The sequence below is a fragment of the Parvularcula oceani genome, from assembly GCF_000733125.1.
Taxonomy (GTDB): Bacteria; Pseudomonadota; Alphaproteobacteria; order Caulobacterales; family Parvularculaceae; genus Parvularcula; species Parvularcula oceani.
The window spans coordinates 163,090-184,199 of sequence record NZ_JPHU01000005.1; the positions used below are offsets into that span (position 1 = coordinate 163,090).

Below are 21,110 nucleotides of genomic sequence, written 5' to 3' on the forward strand. Positions count from 1 at the left end.
TCCGTTCCGGAAAGAGCGGGCCCGCAGCTCTGCGAGGCTCAATAGGCGGCGTCGCCGCGTCCGCCCTGTCCTGCGAGCTGCGGAGCGGCGGGTTCCTTCAGCCGCTCGGCCACCCGGTCCGCGGCATTGCCGATATCGGCCATGGTCTGCGAGAAGGCGGCCTTGACCTGCCGGATGTCGTCCTTCGCGACCGGAGCGCCGGCCTCGCGCAGCGTGTCGAGCGCGTCGGCATAGAGCGAGCGGCAGCGCCCGACATCCGTGATCGCGCCTTCGAGGAGGCTGATATCAGCGGGGATGGGCGTCAGCGCCTCGCTCGCCGACAGGCCGGCGCGCGCGACGCGCCGCGCCTCTTCGAGCGCCGCATCGACGTCGCGCATGACCGCGGGCAGCGCCTCGGCCGGCGTCTCGCCGAGCGCCGCGACATAGGCTTCGGCGTCCTTCTGGGCCGCGGCGCCGTAATCGCCGAGCAGGAGCCGACTGAGCGTCTCGCTCCGGCTCCGCGCCTTGGGCGCGCGGGCATCGAGGGCTTCGGTCGCTTCGACCAGCGCCATCCTCTCGGTGTGCCGGGCCTCCAGCGGATCCTCGGTCTTGGCGCTCAGCCCCGGGATCGAGACCTTCACGCTGGCGCAGCCGGGCAGCGCGAGCAGAAGGACGAGCCCACTCATCAATCCGAAAAGGGAAGCGCCTGCTCTCATAGCTCCGTTCCTGCCCTCGAACGTTTCGCCCAACCGGCCGCTCCCTCCCGGACGCCGGCCAGTGGCCGTGACTGCGCCCGAAAGATTGGGGTTTCGCAAACCAGTTTGTGTCAATATCACGAACCTTCGACACCATAAATGCCCTTCTCGCCGGGCCGGCTCGGAGATCATGACCAGACGCACGCTCTACCCCGCTATCGATCCTGCCGAGCGGGGACGCCTGCGCGTCTCGGCGCTTCACGAAATCTACTACGAGGTGTCCGGCAATCCTGCGGGCAAGCCGGTCGTCGTCTGCCATGGCGGGCCCGGCGGGGGGTCGACGCCCTCCATGCGGCGCTATTTCGATCCGCAGCGCTATCGCATCGTTCTCTTCGACCAGCGCGGCTGCGGCCGATCGGCGCCCCATGCCGAGCTGCGCGAGAATACGACCTGGCACCTGATCGAGGACATGGAGGCGCTGCGCGAACATCTCGGCATCGAGCGCTGGCAGGTCTTCGGAGGGTCCTGGGGCTCGACCCTGTGCCTCGCCTATGCGCTGACCCATCCCGACCGCGTGACCGAACTCGTCCTGCGCGGCATCTTCACCCTTCGCCGCTCGGAACTGGACTGGTTCTACCAGGAGGGCGCGAACTGGCTCTTCCCCGATGCCTGGGACGCGTTCTGCGCCCCGATCCCGCAGGCCGAGCGGGACGACATGATCGAGGCCTATGCGGCGCGCCTTCTCGGCGACGACCCCGCCGCCCAGCTCGAGGCGGCGCGGGCCTGGTCCGTCTGGGAAGGCACCACCGTCTCTCTCCTCGCCTCCCCCGAGCGGATGGCGAGCTTCGCCGGAGAGCAGTTCGCGCTCGCCTTCGCGCGTATCGAGAACCACTATTTCCGCCATGGCGGCTTCTTCGAGACCGATGACTGGCTGCTCGAAAACGCACCCAAGCTCGGCGCGACGCCGGGGGTCATCGTTCAGGGCCGCTATGACGTCGTCACGCCCATGCGCACGGCCTGGCAGCTCGAGAAGGCCTGGCCCGGCGGACGGCTGATCACGGTGCCCGATGCCGGGCATGCCGCCTCGGAACCGGGCATCGTGTCGGCGCTGGTGACGGCGACGGACCGTTTCGCCGGCGGCTGAGCGCCGCCGGCTGGCCTCAGCCCTGCGGCCGCGCCATCTCCTCGATCACGTCGGCGGCCTCGGACTGCGCGGGCGCCTGACGGGCCGCGATGATCGGCGAGACGAACGCGCCCCAGACCAGAACCAGGCCGACGAGGATCGGGCAGACCCAGCGGACGAGGAAGCGCCAGGCGCGGTACCAGCCATCCGAAGAGAACCCGAGCTCCTCGCGGCTCGCCGTGCTGCTGACGGCCCAGCCCGCGAAGAGCGCCGTCATGAGCCCGCCAAAGGGCAGGAGCACGGAGCCGGTCAGCTTGTCGGTGAAGTCGAGCAGCGTGTCGCCCTCGAAGAGCGGCAGGCCGTCGGCGGGATGCCATGTGTTGAAGAAGAAGTTCCCTTCGCTCGCCGGCACCACGGACAGGGCGTGCGCCACTCCGATCACGAATGCGATCAGGCCGAGGACCAGCGCGCCGATGCGGCGCTTGTGCTTGCGCTCTTCGGGGCTGAGATCGACGTCTCCGTCGGCCCAGGCCGTCGCGACTTCGAGCAGCGAGATCGAGGAGGTCAGCGCCGCGAAGAACGCCATCAGGAAGAAGGCGATCCCGAAGATCGAGCCGAAGGGCATCTGGCTGAAGCCGAGCGGCAGCGTCCCGAACATCAGCCCCGGACCGGCGCCCGGCGTGAGCCCGAACTGGAACACGATCGGGAAGATCGCGAGGCCGGCGATGAGCGCGACGGCGGTGTCGGAAACGGCGACGATGCTGGCCGATTCGGGAATGCTCTGGTCCCGTCCGATATAGAGGCCGTAGGTGATCATCAGGGCGGAGCCGAGGCTCAGCGAGAAGAAGGCCTGGCCGATCGCCGAGAGGAGGATCGAGCCGTCCGCGAAGCGTTCCACCAGCGTCTCGAAATCGGGCTGGAAGAGGAAAGCGAAGGCCGCGCCCGCATCGCCGCGGATCATGGCGAAGATCGACAGGAGCACGAGCAGCACGAAGAAGGCCGGCATCAGGATCTTCACGGCCGCCTCGATGCCGCCCTTGATGCCGCGGCTGACGATCCAGGTCGTCAGGCCCATGAAGATCGCGTGGAAGAGGATCATCGTCCAGGGCGAGCGGGTCAGCTCGCCGAGCTGCCCCTCGATCTCGGCCTGCTCGACGCCGTAGAAGGCGCCGCCGGTGAGCGCCGCGATGCCCTGATCGCCCATGCCGCTGAACAGGTCGCCCACCATGACCAGCGCGAAATACAGAACCCAGCCGGCGATCACCGAATAGAAGGTGACGATCAGGAAGCTGGCGAGCATCCCGACCCAGGCGAAGACGGTCCAGGCGCCGCTCGTGCCCTCGGCATTGGCGAGGCGCCGGATCGCGGCCACGGCCGAGCCGCCGCCGCGGCGTCCGAGGAAGAGTTCGGCGGCCAGGACCGGCAATCCGATCGCCAGCACGCAGAGGACATAGACGATGACGAAGGCCCCGCCTCCGTTCTCGCCGGCCTGATAGGGAAAGCGCCAGAGATTGCCGAGGCCCACGGCCGAGCCGACAGCGGCGAAGATGAACGCGGCCTTGCCCGACCAATGCTCCTGATTGTCCGCTGCGACTGTTGCCATGATGCTGCCCCTGCTTTGAGCCCGATGCCCTGCCCGGCGATTCTTAGCCGTTCCTTAACGCCTCCTAGCAGAGCATGACGATGTTGCCATAGAGGACCCGTGCGTGGTGGGTGCGTGCGCCGGAGGCACGAGGAATGAACGGAATGTCCGAAGATACGATCGAAGAAGAGCAGCTGCGCGTGCTCGCCGAATCCGCGGGCAAGGAGGCGGTGGAGCCGATCCTCGCCGCCTTCTGGACCTCGAATGACGAGCTGGTGGCGCAGCTGGGCGCGGCCCTGAAGGACCGCGACACCGACAGCGCCGGCAAGGCGGCCCACGCCCTCAAGGGGTCGGCCGCCAATCTCGGCGCGACGCAGGTCGCCTCGACCGCCAAAGATATCGAGCTCAGCGCGAAGGGCGGCGAGATGGATGCCGCGCTCTCGGCCTTCGAGAAGCTGCCGCGGGAGATCGCCGAGACCAAGGCGGCCTTCGATACTCTGATGTCCTCGATCGGCTGAACCGGACCGCTATTCGGCCCGGAGGCCGCCTCCTCCCGCCCGCTCAGCGGAAGCTGCTCGTCCTCAGCGTGTCCTGATTGCGGTAGATCCAGGTCGACATCACCAGGCCGAAGCCGCCCATCATCGACAGCATCACCGTGCCGCCATAGGACACGAGCGGCAGCGGCACGCCGACCACCGGGGCCAGCCCCATCACCATGCCCGTATTGATCAGCACATACATGATGAAGGTCAGCGCGATCCCCATGGTGAGAAGCCGACCGAAATGCGACTTGGCCCGCATGGCGATGCCCATCGCGACGAGGAAAGTCCCGAAATAGAGGCCCAGAAGGCCGAGCGTGCCGATCAGCCCGAACTCTTCCCCGAAGATCGTGAAGATGAAGTCTGTGTGCATCTCGGGAAGGAAGCCGAGCTGGCTCTGCGTGCCCTCCATGTAGCCCTTGCCGTCGACACCGCCCGATCCGATCGCGATCTTGGACTGGTTGGGGTGGTAGTTGGCGCCGAGGGGATCAGCGTCGGGGTCGAGGAAGGCCGTCACCCGGGCGATCTGATAGGCCTTGAGAAGGCCCGTCTGGATCGCCGTCACCACGCCCGCGAAGCCCGCGATCATGCCGAGCACGACCCAGCGCCAGGACAGGCCCGCCAGCAGCACGACGGAAAACCCGCTCGCAGCGGTCAGGATCGCCGTGCCGAGGTCGGGCTGAAGGAAGATGAGCCCGGTCGGCACGCCGATCATGGCGAGGGGCGGGATGAGCCCCAGCAAGGTCGAGACGCGCTTGAATTCGAGCCCGTGATAATAGCGGGCCAGCGCGAGGACGAGGGCGACCTTCATCACCTCCGATGGCTGGAGCTGGAAGCCGCCGATCGCGATCCAGCGCTGGGCGCCCATATTCGTCTCGCCGACGACCGCGACCAGCAGCAAGAGGGCGAGCGCGCCGAAATAGGCGGGATAGGCCATGGACAGCCAGAAGCGCAGAGGTGTCATCCCGATCCCGATCAGGACGATGAGCGCGAAGGTGAAGCGGATGATGTGCCGCGAGGCATAGGGCGACCAGGACCCGTCCGCGACCGAGTAGAGCGTGATCACGCCGATGCCCGCGATCACGCAGAGCAGCGCCAGGAGCAGCCAGTTCAGGCGCATCAGCCGGTCGCGCAGGGCGAGGCGGCGTTCGGGCAGCGCGATCGAGGACATGCCTAGCCGTCCTGCCCCAGGGCCGCGACCTGCTGGCCTTGGCGGCGCGGCTTGTCGCCCGGCTGCCAGAGAGGCGGCGCCCCCGCGCCGGCCGGGTCCTTCTCGAGGACGCGGCGCATGATGTCCCTCGCCCTCGGCCCGGCCGCGCGGCTGCCCGAGCCGCCATGCTCGACGACGACGGAGCAGGCATAGCGCGGCGCATCATATGGCGCGAAGCAGACGAAGAGCGCGTGGTCGCGGTGGTTCCACGGAAGCTCGTGGTTCTTCAGTGTACGCCCCGTCTTGGGATCGACGGTCAGGCTGCGCACCTGGCTGGTGCCGGTCTTGCCGGCCATCAGCCAGTCGGGCTGCAGCGAGGAGCGGGCGGCAGTGCCCCACTCGTTGACCACGGCGTTCATGCCCGCGCGGACGACATCCAGATCGTCCGGATCGCCCCCGATGGACGGGAAATCTGCCGGCGGGACGACTTCGCCGTCCCTGACCCGGACGAGGCGCGGCTCGACCTGCCGGCCCGAGGCGAGACGCGCCGCCATCACGGCCAGCTGGAGCGGCGTCGCGGTGACCGCCCCCTGCCCGATCGCCACCGACAGCGTCTCGCCCGGGAACCATTTCTGGTTCTCCGGCGAGGACCGGTAATAGGCCGCCTTCCAGGCCCGGCTCGGAATGGTCCCCTCGGCCTCGGCCCCGATGCCGAGGTCGAACGTGCCGCCGAGGCCGTAGCGGCGCGCCACATCGGCGATATGGTCGACGTCCAGCTTGGTCGCGAGGTTGTAGTAGTAGACGTCGCAGGAGTGCTTGATCGAATCTTCCATGTCGAGCCAGCCATGGCCCGCGCGCTTCCAGCACTTGAACGTGTGCCCGCCGAAGCGGAAGCCGCCGCCGCAGAAGAAGCGCGTCTCCGGCTCGATCCCGGCTTCCTGCGCCGCGATCGCGGTCAGCAGCTTGAAGGTCGAGCCCGGCGGATAGGCGCCGCCGACCGGCTTGTTCAGGAGCGGCTTGAGCGGCGAGGCGTTCAGCTCGCGCCAGAGGGCCGGGTCGATGCCGCTCGAGAAATCATTGGGGTCGTAGGCCGGCGCGGACGCCATCACCAGAACGTCGCCCGTCTGCGTATCGAGCACCACGGCCGAGGCGCTGACGGGATGCGAGACCTCTTCTTCGGGGTATTCGTCATAGTCGCTGGCGAGGATCTCCATCGTCTCGGCCTGGAGGTCCGCATCGATGGTCAGGCCGAGGGGCGCGCCCTGCTCGGGTTCGTGGCCCTTGTTCGCGACCTCCTCGATCACGCGGCCATGGGCGTTCACCTGGACGGTCTTCGATCCTTCCTTGCCGCGAAGCGCCGCATCGAAGGTACGCTCGAGCCCGGCCTTGCCGAGCTTGAAGCCGGGCTGGCGGTAGAGAAGGCGTTGCTGGTCGCTTTCGGCGGCCTCGAGATCGCGGTCCGTCGCCGCGCCGACATAGCCGACGACGAAGGCCACGCTGTCCCCGCCGGGATAGCTGCGGGCCACGCCGACCTCCGGCTGCACGCCGGGCAGCTCGGTCCCGCGAAAGCCCAGAGCGGCGAACTGGTCCCAGCTGAGGCCGGTCGCCACCTGGATCGGGGTGAAGGCCCGCTTGCGCGTGACGTCGCGCAGGACCCTGTGCCGCTGCGCTTCCGTCAGCGGAACGACCTCTTCGAGCTGGGCCAGCGCCTCTGCCACGCTGCCCGTCTGTTCGGGGATCAGGACGACCCGGAAATCCTGCCGGTTCGAGGCGACGAGATTGCCGAAGCGGTCGTAGATCTCGCCGCGCAAGGGCACGACCACCCGCTGATTGAAGCGGTTATCGTCCGCAAGCGCGGCATAGTTCTCGTGGTCGGCGACCTGCAGATTGTAAAGGCGCGCGCCGACGCCGCCGAACAGCGCGAGCGAGCCGCCCGCCATCAGCGCGGCGCGGCGCGTGAACACCATGTGACGTTGAGTGTCGAACGGCTCGACGCGCATCCCGCCCCCTTCAGACCTGCCACTCTTCGCGCACGCCCTGCCGCGCGCGAAGATAGAAGAAGAGATAGGCGCCCACCGGGTAAAGGGCGCCAGTGATGACGAATTGGTAGACCGCAGGCCAGAGCGGCAGCCAGCCCCCCGACAGGATCGACATCTCCGCCCACAGAAGCAGCATCGCGACCAGCAGCACGACTCCGAAGCCGAGCCAGACGACATCGCGCGCGCGACCGAGGAAATAGGTCCTCTGCCCCGTCACGAGGTAGAGGGAGAGAAGATAGACCGAGGGCCAGACGCCGAGCGGGCCGCCGTAAAGGAGGTCCTGAAGGAGGCCCGCCGCGAAGATGACGGGCGCCGGAAGGGCGTCCGGATCGTAGAGCGCGTAGAGGAAGATGACGATGAAGGGCAGGAGCGGCGTCGGCACATAGCCCTGGAAGAGCCGCAGCGGCACGAGCAGGAGCAGCACCGCCAGAACGAGCGCCAGAGCCGGCAGGACGCTCGCCAGCACGCTGCGCGCGCGGGTCGGCTCAGCCATCGAGGCTGGTCCGCTGCTCGGCTGCGCCGCTGTCCTCGTCGACATCCTGCGGGAAGGCATAGTCCACGATGCGGACGAGGTCGGACGAACGGGTATCGGCATAAAGATCGACGGTGATCGTTCCGCCGCTCGTGCCGGCGACCTGGCCGACCGGGATGCCGCGCGGCAGAAGGCCGCCCGCGCCCGAGGTGACCACGCGGGCACCGGGGGGAATGGCGTCCTGCGGGCGTTCGGCGAAGAACTCGATCACGGGCCGTCCGGTCGAACGGCCGGCGAGCAGCGCTTCGGCGCCGAAGCCCTCGATATAGACGGGGGTGCGCGCATTGAAATCGGTGACGAGAAGCACGCGCGACGCCTTCGCGCCGGTCGTGACGACATGGCCCAGAAGCCCGCTCTCGTCGATCACGGCGCTGCCATTGCGGACGCCGTCGCCCCCGCCCGCGCTCAGGATCAGGGCCTGCTGGTAGGGGCCGCCATTCTCGCCGATGACGCGGGCATCCACATAGGCGGCCGGTTCGGGAAGCTTGGTGTCGAGGATCGTCTCGTAATAGGCGAGCTGCTCGCGCAGGTTCAGCGCCTCGTGCATCCAGCTGCGCAGCTCGGCGTTCTCCTGGCGCAGCCTCTCATTCTCGGCGGCCAGCCGGAAATAGTCCTGCACGTCGCCGACCCGGCGCTGGGTCCAGCGCACGGGCGCGCCGACCACTGTGAGCACCGGCTCGAAGGTGTCGATAACGCTCTCGCGCGCCTTCTCGAAGACGGAGGCCTGGGCGCCGTAAAGGCTGAAGACGACCATGAAGAAGGACACGGCCAGAAGGAAGATCGTGCCGTAGCGCGGCGCCTCGCGCCGGCTCAGCCCGTCCCGCCTCGTCTGACCCACCATGTCCATAGGCACCTTCTCGAAGCCCCCGCGCCAGCTCACTGTCCCGTGATGGCACAGGTCTTATCGGGGCGGGAAGCGCCCGGCGCAAGCGCCGCGCGCCCGTCCCTCGTTACATCGCGGTGGACAGGGCCGCCCGCATGGCGCGGTCGTTTTCGAGCGCCGCGCCCGTGCCGAGGGCCACGCAGGACAGCGCGTCCTCAGCGATCGAAACCGGCAGGCCGGTCTCGTCGCGCAGGAGGCGGTCCAGATTCTTGAGGAGCGCTCCGCCCCCCGTCAGCATGATGCCGGTATCGACGATGTCGGCGGCCAGTTCGGGCGGCGTGGCCTCGAGAGCGACCTTGACCGCCTCGACGATCTGGCTGACCGGCTCGCGCAGGGCTTCGAGCACCTGACTGCCGGAGATGCGGACTTCCTTGGGCACGCCGTGCATCAGGTCGCGGCCCTTGATGTTCATGACCGGATCTTCGGAATCCTCGGCCAGCATGGCGGAGCCGACCTGCTTCTTGATCCGCTCGGCGGAGCTTTCGCCGATCAGGAGATTGTATTCGCGGCGGATGAAGCTGACGATCGCGTCGTCCATCATGTCGCCGCCGACGCGCACCGAGCGTGAATAGACGATGCCGCCGAGCGAGAGCACGGCCACTTCGGTCGTGCCGCCGCCGATATCGACCACCATGGAGCCCGTCGCCTCGGCGACCGGCAGGTCCGCGCCGTAAGCTGCGGCCATCGGCTCCTCGATCAGGTCGACGCGGCGGGCGCCGGCGCTGAGCGCGGATTCCTGGATCGCGCGGCGCTCGACCGCCGTGGCGCCCGAGGGCACGCAGATGACGATGCGCGGGCTCGCGAAGCTGCGGCGGTTGTGAACCTTGCGGATAAAGTGCTTGATCATGGCCTCGGCGACTTCGAAGTCGGCGATGACGCCGTCGCGCATCGGGCGGATCGCCTCGATCGCGCCGGGCGTCCGGCCCAGCATCTCCTTCGCCTCATTGCCGACGGCGCGGACGATCTTGCGCCCCTGCCGCGTCTCGATCGCGACGACCGAGGGCTCGTTCAGCACGATGCCCCGCCCCTTCACGTAGACGAGTGTGTTGGCGGTGCCGAGGTCGATGGCCATGTCGGCCGACATCATCCCGAACAACGTTGAAAGCATGGCTCTCGATCCTATTGTGCGCCGTCCCTGCCGAGACGTCTTGCTTGCCCTGACAGTATAGTGACGCGTCGGCTTTTATTTAGGGTTAAGGCCGGCGGCCTCGTCTGAAAGTCCCGCCAGCGTCGTCCGGCGCATCCGCATGTAAAGATGGCGTACCAGGAGGAGAAACGCCAGCCAGGCGCACAGGATCCCGGCGATGACTGCGAGGTTGCGCAGGTCGCGCTGCGAGAAGGCGCTCGACAGCTCGCCGATCTGGTCGGTGAAGAGCGCGATGAAGAGGATCTTCGGCAGGATGCCGATCCCGGTTCCGAGCCAGAATTTCCAGAGGCGGATATGCGCCGCGCCGCAGATCGCGTTGATCACGACGAAGGGCGCCGACGGGGTCCACCTCACCATCATCGAGGCGACCACGCCGTGCCGGCGGACGACATCGATCATGGTCGCGGCCCGCCCGGCCGAAAGACGCCGCACCGCCCTTGCCCCGAACACGTGGCCGAGGAGGAAGGTGAAGCTGGCGGAGATCATCGTGGCGATCCAGGCATAGCCCGCCCCTTGCTGCGCGCCGAAGACCGCCACCGTGCCCGCGATCAGGAAGGTCTGCGGGAACCCAGTCAGCGCCAAGGCGCAATAGACCGCGATGACGCCGATGAGCGCGAGCGGGCTGTCGCTGATGCGGTCGATCGTGTCCTGGACGGCGGCCTTGTCGAGGCCCAGCTCGTCCTTGCCGAAGACCATCATCACGACGAGGAACGTGAACAGGGCGATCGTGACGAGCGCCGAGGTCACGGCCCGCGCGTCCATGTTGTTCACGAAGCGCAGGAAAGACTGGAACAGGGCGGTCATTCACGCTCCGGAAGCACGGGAAAGGAATACGGACGGCGAGATCGCGGAAGGACAGCCAGCGTCCGTCATTCGGCTGTTGCGGCGTCCCTTCTTACAGCCGCTTCGGGCGCAGAAGAAGGGGAGGGTTGCGAAGGATCAGCGCTCGGGACGGCTTCCGCCCTCGCGGCGGCCTGGGCCGCATCGAGCAGGTCTTCGGTCGAGGGGCGATCCTCCCGGATCGGCTCGAACAGGCGCCGGAAGATGCCGGGCGCGAGAGCGGAGAGCGTGTTCACCGTCACCGTCGGCTCCGCGATCGGCCCCTCGACGCCATAGGCGAAGGCGACGACCCCCTCACCTTCCCTGTTCACGAGAAGGTCGCCGAGGCCGGGAATGGCTCCCAGGAAGGAATTGACGCCGTAAGCGGGCGCCACGGCGCCGGAGAGATCGAAATTGCGGCCGCCGAGATCCACCTCCCCGCCCGCGGACAGGCCGAGGGCGGATCCCGTCATGCGCGCGTCCTGAAGGCGCAGCACGCCGGAATGGAGCTGGAGGTCGCCCTCGAGCCGGTCGAATTGAAGGCCCTCTCCGTTCAGCATGGATGCGAGGCCGTCGAGCGAGCCGATGGACAGGAGGCGGGCGACCAGGGGCGCATCGCGCAGAAGAATGTTCTCGGCGCTGAAAGTGCCCGCCACCGGGCCGTCCTCGATCGCCGTGGCCGCGAGCTGCGCGGCGTCGCCCGTCACGGAGGTGATGCCGAAGAGCCCGCGGACCATCGAGCCGAAGCTGCCCGTCGAAAGCAGGACTTCGCGGCCGATGCCGGTTTCGGACGGCGCGACGCGCAGGTCGACTCGGCCGCCGCTCGCATAGGCGCCGCCGGCCTCCAGCCGGTGCAGGAGCATGCCGTCATGCTGCGCCCGCGCGCTGAACCCGCGCAGGGTCACGCCGCCCTTGAGCTGCGCCTCGGCGAGGGCGGCCTCGATCCTCAGGGGCGGGATGGCCGCATCGCCGGCCGATGCGCCCCCGCCGCGCAGCATGAGGTCGATCAGGCGGCGCGCATCGAGATATCGGCCATCGAGCCGCAGGGCCAGCTCGCCGCGTCCGCGGCTCAGCTTCGCGGACAGATCCGCAAGGCCCGCAACGAAGACGCGCGGCATGTCGATCTCGACGAGGCCGCCGGCGGCGTCGAGCTGCGCGCTGCCTTCGACCAGGACGTCGTCGGTGACCAGCTTGAGCGTCTCGACCGATAAGGGCTGGCCGGGATGGAGCCGCAGGGCGACCCGCGCGCTGCCCCCTGCGCCCGCCGCCTTGGCGATGCCGATCTCCGGCATGCGGAGCTCGGCGCCGCTCAGATCGAGGGACAGCGTAGCCAGCTCGGGCCGCTCCTGGCCTTCGAGGGTGAAAGTCGCCGGCACCTCGCCGCGCAGCCTGCGTCGCAATGGCAGGCCGAAGGCATCGGCCGAGCCGGCATCGAGCATCGCCTCCGCCTTCAGGAAGATCGCGCGGTCGGGCTCGAAACGCTGCTCCAGATGCGCCGTGGCGGGCACGCCCTGCGCGTCGAGGGCGGCATTCACGACGAGGCGCTGCGGCGTCACCGTCAACTCGCCCCGCCCGCCGCTCAGCTCGATGCCCGCCGGCAAGCCCTCGATGCTCAGCTCCTCGAAGCGGCCCTCCCCGGAGAATTCCAGCTCCTCGCCGCCGCCGAGGGCTCGCAAGGGGCGGGTCAGGGTGAAGGCGAAGCGGCCTTCGCCGCTGAAATCTCCGGGCGCGAACCCTGCCTGCGCCAGATATCCGAAGCGCGGCGCGTCCGCGAGCGTGAGCAGCGCCGGCACCTCGCCGGTCAAAGCGGCCCTGATGGTGGCGGGCGGCCCGTCCGGCGCGAAGCTCGGCAGGACGAAGTCGAGCGCCTCGAGGGTCGCGCCGCCGAGCGCGCCGCCATCGGCCGTCAGCGTGAACCCGTCGCCCGTGACCGCAGCCCGCCCGCGCCCGTTCCGCACGGGTGGAAGGCCGTCCAATATCTCGATATCCGCGCCGGAAAAGGCGAAGGCGAGATCGACCATGTCCTTGTCGATCCGCCGCCCCTTCGCAAGGCCGCCTCTTGGAACCGCGATCCGCGCCGAGAATTCGCTCAGGGACGCGTCGGAGAGATGGGAGACGATCCAGCGGCGGGCGCCCGGCGCGAGCGCCTCGGGCCACAGGGCGAGGACGAGCGGACGCGGAAACGCGCCGCTGCCCGACAAGGCGCCCTCGATGCCGAGGCCCTCTTCGCCCCCGGCCGGAAGGAGGAGGTCCATGCGCCCCTCCAGGCCTGCGCCGGAGGGGAAGGCGGCGCGGAGATCGGTGAGTTCGAGCGTCCGTTCCGCGCTTTTGAGGCCCGCCTGGAGCGCCAGCGTGTCCATTTCGAGCGGCGCGGGGAGCCCCGGGACGGCCAGCGTCAGCGCCTCGGCGGACAGGGTGAGCCGCGGACCCTGCGGCGAGAGGACGGCGTCGCCTGAGAGCCGGCCCTGCAGGCCCTCGCCTTCGAGAAGGAAGCTGTCGATGCGGAGACGCCTCGCGCCCGCCTCATAGCGTCCGTCCAGCCTGGTTCTCGAAATCCGGCGCCTTTCCTTCCCGAAGGTCAGGATGCCGTCCTCTCCTGTAAGATCGAAGGCCAGTTCCGCCGCCGTTCCGGCGAGGTCGAGGCTGGCCTTCGCCTCGCCGCTGAACGCGATGCTCAGCCCCGCGCCCGCATCGGGTCCGAGGACGAGCGGCAGCAGGGCCTCGCTCGGCACGCTGTCGATGTCGAACGCCGCTTCGGCGCGCTGAGCCTGCGTGTCGATCCGCGTCTCCACCCGCAGCCGGCCGCTGCCGACCGGCGCCTCGATCACGCCCGCGAAGCCCTCGGCCGATGGCTCCAGCCGCATCGTTGCATGGCGCAGGACGAAGCCGGCGCCGGTCGTCTGGTCGCGATAGCGCAAGGACACGTCGTCGAGACGGGCGCCCTCGAACTCGCTGGTATCGGCCCGATCGAGGAAGGCTGCGAGATCGAAAGGCCCCGCGGCGCCGCTCGTGAAGGAGAAACCGTCCTCGTCGCGGACGAGGAAGAGCGTCGCGCCCTCGATCGCGATCGAGCGCGGCAGGCGCTGGCCGGTCAGGATGTCGCGCCCCATCAGGCCGAAGGACAGGTCCGGCAGGCGCACCGCGCCATCCTCTCCGCGAAAGGCCACGTCGCGGGCCGTCAGCGCGAACAGGCTCGGCTCGGTGCGGGACCTCGTCAGGCGCGCATCGCCGATCGAGACCTCGGCATTGCCCACCCGCCCGTTCAGCGCCGCCTCCACGGTTTCGGTGAAGACGCCGAGCGGGATGCCGTCCGAGGAGACCTGCTGATGGACAATCAGAGCGAGGCCCGAAATGACGGAGAAGAGCAGCGCGATGCCGCGCAACGCTCCGCCCCTCATGCCGCGCCACAACGCCTCGTGCCCCTTTCGAAGCGTCATTCCCCACCGGATGTCCGCGTAGATCTGCCCAGCGGAGCGTAGAGGCCCCCTTCGGTCCGGCGCAAGCTGATCGCGGCGCGCCTTGCCTTACCATCTGGACCGAAACGGCAGGAGCCGCATAAGCCGGCAAGCTCAGCCATGAAAGGAACGAGCCATGATCGAAGAAGGCGACAAGGCGCCGGCCTTTACTCTGCCCACCGAAGAGGGAGAGGTCTCCCTGTCCGATTTCGCGGGAAGGACGCTCGTCCTCTACTTCTATCCCAAGGACGACACGTCGGGCTGCACCAAGCAGGCGATCGCCTTCTCCGAGCAGCTCGCGGACTTCGACAAAGCGGGCGCCGCGGTGCTGGGCATCTCGCGCGACAAGCCCGCAAAGCACGCCAAGTTCCGCGAGAAGCACGAGCTGACCGTGCCGCTCGCCTCCGACGAGGAGGCCGAGACCTGCGATGCCTACGGCGTGTGGAAGGAGAAGAGCATGTATGGCCGCAAATATATGGGCATCGAGCGGTCCACCTTCCTCATCGACGGCGACGGCACGATCTCCAAGGCGTGGCGCAAGGTCCGGGTGCCCGGCCATGTCGATGCCGTCCTCGAGGCTGTGCGGGAACTTTGAGGCCGGACCGCCCTTCCTTCGCCACATCCTGTTCACAGCTCTTGCGGAGCTGTGAAACGGCCGCCGGGAAAGTCCGGCGGCAATCTCAATCGTCATTAATAAATTTCGTTTACAGCAGGTTCTGAGCCTTGCGGCCCGCGCCCGCCTCCGTGCTAGAATCACGGCGGGGCGAGGATCGTCAACGTTCGGCAATGTCGGTCCGGCCTGCCTTCGCGCAAGCCGGCAAGGGAGTGGCGCATGGGTAGAGAGAACGGACGGATGGGGCGTGCGCTGGTCCGCGCCTTCCGTGAGCGTCAGATCTACCATCGCAGCGACGGCGTCGTCCGCTTCGTCAAGCTTTCCACCCGGACGCAGATGGCGATGGCCGCCATCACGGGGGCGGCGCTCTTGTGGGTCGCCTATGCTTCGGTGAACGTGGTCTTCAAGGAACAGATCATCGTCTCCAAGGAGCAGCAGCGCCGGAACCAGGAATCGGCCTTCCGCCGCAAGCTGCAGACGGCAGAGAGCGCCTATGACGAGGTCAATGCGCTCAACCTCATCTATGCCCGCGAATTCGATTCCACGATCACCGGCCTGAAATCGCAGCACGAAACGCTGCGGGGGCTCGTCGAGAACAAGGATGCGGTCGATTCCCGGCTGCGCACGCTGGCCGAGACGCTGTCCGACACGGGCGCGCCGGGCGGACAGACGCTCGAATCGGGCAATCGCATCATGGTCGATCCCGTCGGCCGCGAGCCCACCCCCCGCCAGTCGCGCATCTCCGCCCTGCGGAACGAGGCGCTGCGAAGCATTCTTGGCACCTCCGCCACTGCGGGCCTCGACGACGACGTCCTGACCGAGATGCGCACCGAGACCGCCGAGCTGTCCGCGCGCCAGGTCGTGCTGATGGCAGGGCTCGAAGAAGACATGCGCCATGCGATCGCGGAGCTGAACCAGATCCTCGACCATACCGGCATCGGCCTCGACCATGTCGTCAGCGCACGGCGCCAGACGCTCGCCAGGCCGCTATCGGGCGGTGACGCCGATGGCTTCACCGGCCAGGGCGGCCCGCTGATCCCGCTCGAAGGGCTTGCCGCCTCGACCACCTATTACCGCACGGCGGCGCGGGTGAACCGCACGCTGGCGGAGATGACGGCGCTGGGCGACACGATGCGGACGGTTCCCCTGTCCGCTCCCGTGGGCGACCGCCACCGCATCACATCCAAGTTCGGCCTGCGCTGGGACCCGATCAAGAAGAACCGGCGCGCGCCGCATCGCGGGCTCGATTTCGCCGCCGGTCATCAGACACCGCTCCTCGCCACGGCCGCGGGCCGTGTGACCTTCGCGGGCACGCGGGGCAGCTTCGGCCGGACCGTCGAGATCGATCACGGAAACGGCTTCAAAACGCGGTTCGCTCACATGAGCCGCCTCAAGGTGCGCACCGGCCAGGTGGTCGAGTTGCACGACGTCGTCGGGCTGATGGGCAGCACTGGCCGGTCGACGGGAACCCACCTCCACTATGAGATCCTCTACAAGGGACGTCAGGTGGACCCACTCAAATTCATCGAGGCAGGGCGGTATGTTTTCGAAAGCTAAGAAGACCGGCGGCGACGCCGTTATGAGCGAGGCGGAAATGCCGTCACTTCCTTCACCGGCGGCGGCGAAGAAGCCCGCTCCGAAACCGAAAGCGGCGAAGGGCGCGGGCGTTCCCTCGATCATCTCCGACGACGTCGTGATCCGCGGCGCGATCGAGTCCGAGGGCGAAGTCCAGTTCGACGGCGCGATCGAGGGCGATATCAAGGCCGCCTCTCTCGTGATCGGCGAAGGGGCCAAGGTCGACGGCGAGGTCGTCGCCGACCAGGTCCGGGTCTGCGGCACGGTCGAAGGCGCGATCCGCGCCACCCGCGTGGAATTGGCCGCCGGCGCCCTGGTCCGCGGCGACATCATCCACACCGCGCTCGCGATCGAAGCGGGCGCGCGGTTCGAGGGCAATGTTCAGCATTCGGACGACCCCGCCCATGCGCCGAGCCTGAGCCGCAAGGCGAAACCGGCCCCTGGCGCGAAACCGGCCGAGATCGTCTCGGACCTCTCCGCCGCCGGCGCCCCGGGCGCCGACGGGCTCAAGCCCCTCAAGGCCAAGGCGGGCTGACACCCGCCCCGGAGCCGGACGCTTCGTGGCGCGCTCCTATAGAAGGCCGAGCTCGGCAAGCGTCCGCTCGAGCTCGGCTTCGCTCCGGCTGGTGCCCGCGGCGAGATCGGGCGGCGCCTTGCTCGGTTCGAGATAGCGCCACCCCTGGAAGGGCCGCCGCGCCACCGATCTGACCGGCACCAGTTCCGGGTCCAGCAGGATCCGGCATTTGCGGACCCCGTCCACGACCACAGGCTCGAGGCCGCGCACGCGCTGGCGCAGCGCGAATTTCTTGGCCACCGCCCAATAGAGCGATCCTCCCTGCAGGATCTCCGCCTCGCGCTTCGGCCACATCCGGGTCGTGTGGCTGACGCCGAGCGCGGGGTCGCGCTTGAGCAATGCCTGCAGGCGCGCCGCCAGCTCGTCCGGCGTCTTCGCGCCGACAGCAACCTTCATCAGGTGGATCGTCATAGACAAGGCAGGTTCGGGGTTGAGCGAAGCGCGGGCCCGCCGATCGACATGCCGCCGAGGCGGAACAGCCCGGCGAGGGGCGCAGCGAAGGGTTAACACGCCGGCGGCCGGAACGGAATGGCCGCGCCGCGTCGACTCGCCTCATCCCCTTCGGTGGCATAGGCTTTGCTTAACGAACGCCTAACGGGCTTGCCGGCGCGGGGAAGGGTTCATGTACAACACGATCGCCAGCGTTGCGGGAGCCATCGTGATCGGCGGCGTGGTCCTTTATGTCGGCTATAATTACGCGCAGCATCGCGACGAGGCCGCCGAGGTGGTTCCCGGCGCCGCCCCTGTGGCCGAGCGCATCGCGCCGCCGCACGCCGGACCGGCATCCGGGCCGTCCCGCGATGGCACAGCCGTGACCGGGACGGGATTGCGCGGCCTTCCCCTCGGTGAAACAGCCATGCCCCGCCTCCCTGCGGAAGAGGTCGGCGAGCAGGCCGCGCAGGCCGGGGGTCGGGCTGACGATCAGGAGCCCCTGTCCGCGCGGCCCTCCGCGCCCTCCCTCGCGCCCGGGCGGGCGATGTCCGGCGATGACGCGCCAGCCGAGGGGGCGGCGCGGCTGGCTGAGGCTCCTGTTCCCTGTGCGCCGCCGGCGCCCTCGCAGGCGCCGAGATCCGTTCCCGCCCTGCCTGAGCCGGGCACCGCCCCAAGCGCTCGAGAGGCCGCAGATCCGCTGCCAAAGGCGACGGCGAGCGCCTATGAGAGGGCCGAGGACAAGGCACCGCCCGCCCCCTCCTTGCGCCCCAGAGCGCTGCGGGGCCTCGATGCGCCGGCGCTGCGCCGGATCGGGCGCGGCTAGCCGGCCACGACGTCGCGGATGAGAAGCAGGCCCGTGATCAGAAGATAGATCGCGAAGAGCCGGGTCAGAAGCGCCGCCGACAGGCTGTGCGCGAGCCGGGCGCCGAGAGGCGCCGTCACGGCCGTCGCCACCGCGAGGCTCGCGAAACCGACCAGATGAACATAGCCGTACGCCCCCGGCGGCACAGGCGCCCCCTGCCCTGCGAGGACGAAGCCGATCGCGCCGGGCACGGCGATGGCGAGGCCGAACCCCGCCGCCGTCGCCACGGCCCTGTGCACGGAGCGCCCGAAGCTCGTCAGGATGAGAACGCCGAAGACGCCGCCGCCAATTCCCATCAGGGCGGAGGCGAGCCCCGTGGCGGCGGCCAGCGCATATTGGACGATCAAGGGAGGCAGGCTCGCCTCCCTCGCCGATGGCTGGCCCAGAAACGCCTTTTGCAACGCGATGAGCAGGACGCCGAGCGCGAAGATCAGGGTGAGCGCCTCTGCGGGCACGATGCGGGCGAGCGCCGCGCCGCCCGCCGCCCCGGCGGCGATGAACGGCGCCCAGCGGCGCAAGAGCGCCATCTCGACCTGGCCGGTCTTCGCATGGGCCGACAGAGACCGCGCGGAGGTGACGATGATCGTCGCGAGCGAGGTGCCCACGGCGAGCTTGATCTGGACCGCCTCCGCCACACCCATCGCGCCGAAGACGGCATAGAGAACCGGCACGATGACGACGCCGCCGCCAATGCCGAACAGGCCGCCCAATATGCCCGCGAAAGCGCCGGTGCCGAGCAGGAGAAGAATCGAGAGGAGCGACACCTAGGCTGCGGCCGCCTCGCGGAGACGCTCGACCTCGCAGAGGACCGAGAGCAGCGCCGGCACGCCGCCCGCCTTGACCTCCTCGGCGACGCGCCGCCGCCACAGCTTCGCGCCCGGCCCGCCGTGATAGAGGCCGAGCATGTGCCGCGCATAGCGCCAGACCGGCGTCCCGCTCTCTTCGGCTTCCCGGGCGATCCGGCGCACGGTTTCGGCCCGGCTCGGCACGGGGAAGGTGTCGCCGAAGAGGCGCGCATCGACCTGCACGAGGATATAGGGCCGCTCATAGGCGGCCCGGCCGAGCATGACGCCACCGAAGTCTTCCAGATGCGCCTCCGCCTCTTCGAGCGATCCGATCCCGCCATTGAGCACGATTCGCAGGCCCGGCCGCGCGGCCGCGCAGCGCGCGACCAGATCGTAGTCGAGCGGCGGGACCGTGCGGTTCTCCTTCGGGCTGAGGCCCTGCAGCCATGCCTTGCGCGCATGGACGATGACCGTGCCGCAGCCTGCTTCCGCCATCCGGTCGAGAAAGCCCGGCAGCACCGCCTCGGGATCCTGATCGTCGACGCCGACCCGGCATTTCACCGTGACCGGGACGCCTACGGCCTCCTGCATCGCGGCCACGCAATCGGCGACCAGATCCGGCTCACGCATCAGGCAGGCTCCGAAGCGGCCCGACTGCACGCGGTCCGATGGGCAGCCGACATTCAGATTGATCTCGTCATAGCCATAGCCCGCGCCGACCCTGGCCGCAGCGGCGAGATCGCCGGGATCCGAGCCGCCAAGCTGCAAGGCGACCGGCCCGGCGACGGGCCCCGGACCGAGAAGATGATCGGGATCGCCATGCAGGATCGCCTGGTCGACCACCATCTCGGTATAGAGCCGCGCGCGCGCCGTCAGCTGCCGATGAAAGAACCGGCAATACCGGTCCGTCCAATCGATCATAGGCGCAATACAAAATCTATGGGATTGATTTAACGGCATTTTCTCAGTAGGAATAACGGACAAACAGCGAACGTGCACACGGCGTGTGCACTTTTGTTCACGGAATGTCCCGCCCTTTCTCGGTCTCACTGCACATAAATCGCACACGAAAATGGCCACTCTGACCCGACTACCGACCGGTAACTGGCGTGCCCAAGTCCGTCGCAAGGGCCGGTATGCCAGCGCCACCTTCCAGCGCAAAATCGACGCTGACATGTGGGCCCGGGAAGCCGAGCGTGAGGCCGATCGTGGCGAGCGGGTCCGGAAGCCCGCCGAGGTGAAGGCGACGACGATCGCGCACCTCATCGACCTGCACATCGCGGACATGGCCGACGTCGGGAAGCCGCTGCGCAGATCGAAGGCCGCAAGCCTGGATCTGCTCCGCCGGAAGGTCGGCAGGGTTCGCATCCGTGATATGGACCGTGACGCCCTTGTCGCGTTCGGACGGCAGCGTTTCAAGGAAGGCGCCGGCCCGGTCACGATCGCGGCCGACGTCTCGTACCTGAAGACGGTGATGACCGACGCGGCGGCAGTGCACGGCGTCCGCGTCGATGTCGAACAGCTGCGGCTCGGTCGGGTCGCCCTGAAGCGACTCGGCCTGATCGGCAGCAGCCGCGAACGGGACCGGCGCCCGACAGACAGCGAGCTGCGTGCGCTCGTCGCTTACTTTGAGGCCAACACCCGCCAGCGCATCCCCATGGCCCGCATCGTCCGCTTCGCGGTCGCGACGGCCATGCGCCAGTCCGAGATCCTGCGCATCGCTTGGCCGGACGTCGACGAGCGCACCCGCACCGTCATCGTCCGCGACCGAAAGGACCCGAGGCGCAAGGACGGCAATAACCAGCGCGTCCCCCTGATCGACCTCACCGGGCTCGACGCATGGGCGCTGCTACACGAGCAAGGTCAGCACTGGCCGAACCAAAGCGGCCGTATCTTCCCCTACGCCTCCAACTCCGTCGGCGCCGCCTTCACGCGCGCCTGCCAGGCGCTCGGTATCGAGGACCTGCATTTCCACGACCTCCGCCACGAGGCGACCTCGCGATTGTTCGAGGCGGACCTGCCGCTAGAGAAGGTCGCGTTGGTTACGGGGCACAAGGACTGGAAGATGCTGCGGCGCTACACGCACCTGAACGCCGAGAACGCCTTCGCGCCGCGGACAGCGAACGTAGGCTTCTGAACCGCATGACGGCTTGGGCGCAGGAGCGGACATAAGGTGAAGGCGAAAGCCGGACCGAAACGCATCCTTGGCAACACGTCAGCGATCGGTGTCGCCCGACCCCGAACTGAGACACGACTTTTGAGGTGGGCCAACGACTGCTCGGCAGATCGCTGGGTACCTGCGTATTTGCGAAGCCGTAGCACCACC

Annotated in this window: 19 protein-coding genes; 7 read left to right on the forward strand and 12 right to left on the reverse strand. The window is 68.6% G+C overall.

Annotation, left to right across the window (positions count from 1 at the left end):
* Window positions 1-38: 38 nt before the first annotated feature.
* Window positions 39-665 (reverse strand): plant Invertase/pectin methylesterase inhibitor family protein, encoded by a 627-nt coding sequence (locus IE88_RS0107750; protein WP_031552535.1) that lies wholly within the window; start codon window positions 663-665, stop codon window positions 39-41.
* Between the two features lie 199 nt (window positions 666-864).
* Between IE88_RS0107750 and pip the strand changes: the two genes are divergently transcribed.
* Window positions 865-1,818 carry a prolyl aminopeptidase gene (gene pip / locus IE88_RS0107755; RefSeq protein ID WP_031552536.1) on the forward strand — a complete coding sequence of 318 codons (954 nt, stop codon included), beginning with the start codon at window positions 865-867 and terminating at the stop codon, window positions 1,816-1,818.
* A gap of 16 nt (window positions 1,819-1,834) precedes the next feature.
* Here the strand turns inward: pip and IE88_RS0107760 are convergent, their stop codons facing one another.
* Complete coding sequence (locus tag IE88_RS0107760) at window positions 1,835-3,400, reverse strand: sodium-dependent transporter (protein ID WP_051881657.1); 1,566 nt, start codon at window positions 3,398-3,400, stop codon at window positions 1,835-1,837.
* Window positions 3,401-3,543: 143 nt separating this feature from the next.
* Between IE88_RS0107760 and IE88_RS0107765 the strand changes: the two genes are divergently transcribed.
* Window positions 3,544-3,897, forward strand: a complete 354-nt coding sequence (locus IE88_RS0107765; RefSeq protein WP_031552540.1) for an Hpt domain-containing protein — start codon at window positions 3,544-3,546, stop codon at window positions 3,895-3,897.
* Window positions 3,898-3,940: 43 nt separating this feature from the next.
* On the opposite strand, the gene rodA is transcribed toward IE88_RS0107765, so the two are convergent.
* The 7 genes from rodA to IE88_RS0107800 all read right to left on the reverse strand — a co-directional run bounded on the left by rodA (window position 3,941) and on the right by IE88_RS0107800 (window position 13,925).
* Window positions 3,941-5,089, reverse strand: coding sequence for a rod shape-determining protein RodA (gene rodA / locus IE88_RS0107770; RefSeq protein WP_031552542.1), 1,149 nt, complete (start codon window positions 5,087-5,089; stop codon window positions 3,941-3,943).
* A 2-nt stretch (window positions 5,090-5,091) separates the two neighbouring features.
* A complete protein-coding gene (gene mrdA / locus IE88_RS0107775; RefSeq protein WP_051881659.1) occupies window positions 5,092-7,068 on the reverse strand; it encodes a penicillin-binding protein 2 in 1,977 nt (658 codons plus the stop codon).
* Window positions 7,069-7,078: 10 nt separating this feature from the next.
* Complete coding sequence (locus IE88_RS18375) at window positions 7,079-7,600, reverse strand: rod shape-determining protein MreD (RefSeq protein ID WP_031552547.1); 522 nt, start codon at window positions 7,598-7,600, stop codon at window positions 7,079-7,081.
* Window positions 7,593-8,480, reverse strand: coding sequence for a rod shape-determining protein MreC (mreC, locus tag IE88_RS17260; protein ID WP_162178314.1), 888 nt, complete (start codon window positions 8,478-8,480; stop codon window positions 7,593-7,595). The genes IE88_RS18375 and mreC overlap by 8 nt, the downstream gene beginning before the upstream one ends.
* Before the next feature lie 109 nt (window positions 8,481-8,589).
* Window positions 8,590-9,630: a rod shape-determining protein gene (locus IE88_RS0107790; RefSeq protein WP_031552554.1), complete on the reverse strand. Its 1,041-nt coding sequence runs from the start codon at window positions 9,628-9,630 to the stop codon at window positions 8,590-8,592.
* 75 nt (window positions 9,631-9,705) lie between these two features.
* On the reverse strand, window positions 9,706-10,473 hold the full coding sequence (locus tag IE88_RS0107795; RefSeq protein WP_031552556.1) for a TVP38/TMEM64 family protein: 768 nt from the start codon (window positions 10,471-10,473) through the stop codon (window positions 9,706-9,708).
* A 65-nt stretch (window positions 10,474-10,538) separates the two neighbouring features.
* Window positions 10,539-13,925, reverse strand: a complete 3,387-nt coding sequence (locus tag IE88_RS0107800) for a YhdP family protein (RefSeq protein ID WP_081871519.1) — start codon at window positions 13,923-13,925, stop codon at window positions 10,539-10,541.
* 154 nt (window positions 13,926-14,079) lie between these two features.
* On the opposite strand from IE88_RS0107800, the gene bcp reads away from it, so the two are divergent.
* The 3 genes from bcp (at window position 14,080) to IE88_RS0107815 (ending at window position 16,666) form a co-directional block, all read left to right on the forward strand.
* Complete coding sequence (bcp, locus tag IE88_RS0107805; RefSeq protein WP_031552563.1) at window positions 14,080-14,538, forward strand: thioredoxin-dependent thiol peroxidase; 459 nt, start codon at window positions 14,080-14,082, stop codon at window positions 14,536-14,538.
* Window positions 14,539-14,775: 237 nt separating this feature from the next.
* Window positions 14,776-16,113, forward strand: coding sequence for a peptidoglycan DD-metalloendopeptidase family protein (locus tag IE88_RS17265; protein WP_081871520.1), 1,338 nt, complete (start codon window positions 14,776-14,778; stop codon window positions 16,111-16,113).
* A complete protein-coding gene (locus IE88_RS0107815) occupies window positions 16,097-16,666 on the forward strand; it encodes a bactofilin family protein (protein ID WP_031552571.1) in 570 nt (189 codons plus the stop codon). Before IE88_RS17265 ends, IE88_RS0107815 begins: the two co-directional genes overlap by 17 nt.
* Window positions 16,667-16,702: 36 nt before the next feature.
* Here the strand turns inward: IE88_RS0107815 and IE88_RS0107820 are convergent, their stop codons facing one another.
* Window positions 16,703-17,101 carry a DUF1489 family protein gene (locus tag IE88_RS0107820; protein WP_162178315.1) on the reverse strand — a complete coding sequence of 133 codons (399 nt, stop codon included), beginning with the start codon at window positions 17,099-17,101 and terminating at the stop codon, window positions 16,703-16,705.
* A gap of 226 nt (window positions 17,102-17,327) precedes the next feature.
* Here IE88_RS0107820 and IE88_RS0107825 point away from each other — a divergent pair, with 226 nt between their 5' ends.
* On the forward strand, window positions 17,328-17,960 hold the full coding sequence (locus IE88_RS0107825; RefSeq protein WP_031552576.1) for a hypothetical protein: 633 nt from the start codon (window positions 17,328-17,330) through the stop codon (window positions 17,958-17,960).
* Here the strand turns inward: IE88_RS0107825 and IE88_RS0107830 are convergent.
* Window positions 17,957-18,763, reverse strand: coding sequence for a sulfite exporter TauE/SafE family protein (locus IE88_RS0107830; protein WP_031552578.1), 807 nt, complete (start codon window positions 18,761-18,763; stop codon window positions 17,957-17,959). The two genes, IE88_RS0107825 and IE88_RS0107830, sit on opposite strands and share 4 nt — an antisense overlap.
* A complete protein-coding gene (gene dusA, locus IE88_RS0107835; protein ID WP_051881668.1) occupies window positions 18,764-19,705 on the reverse strand; it encodes a tRNA dihydrouridine(20/20a) synthase DusA in 942 nt (313 codons plus the stop codon).
* A 151-nt stretch (window positions 19,706-19,856) separates the two neighbouring features.
* Between dusA and IE88_RS0107840 the strand changes: the two genes are divergently transcribed.
* Window positions 19,857-20,921: a site-specific integrase gene (locus tag IE88_RS0107840; RefSeq protein WP_051881669.1), complete on the forward strand. Its 1,065-nt coding sequence runs from the start codon at window positions 19,857-19,859 to the stop codon at window positions 20,919-20,921.
* The last annotated feature ends 189 nt before the right edge of the window (window positions 20,922-21,110 follow it).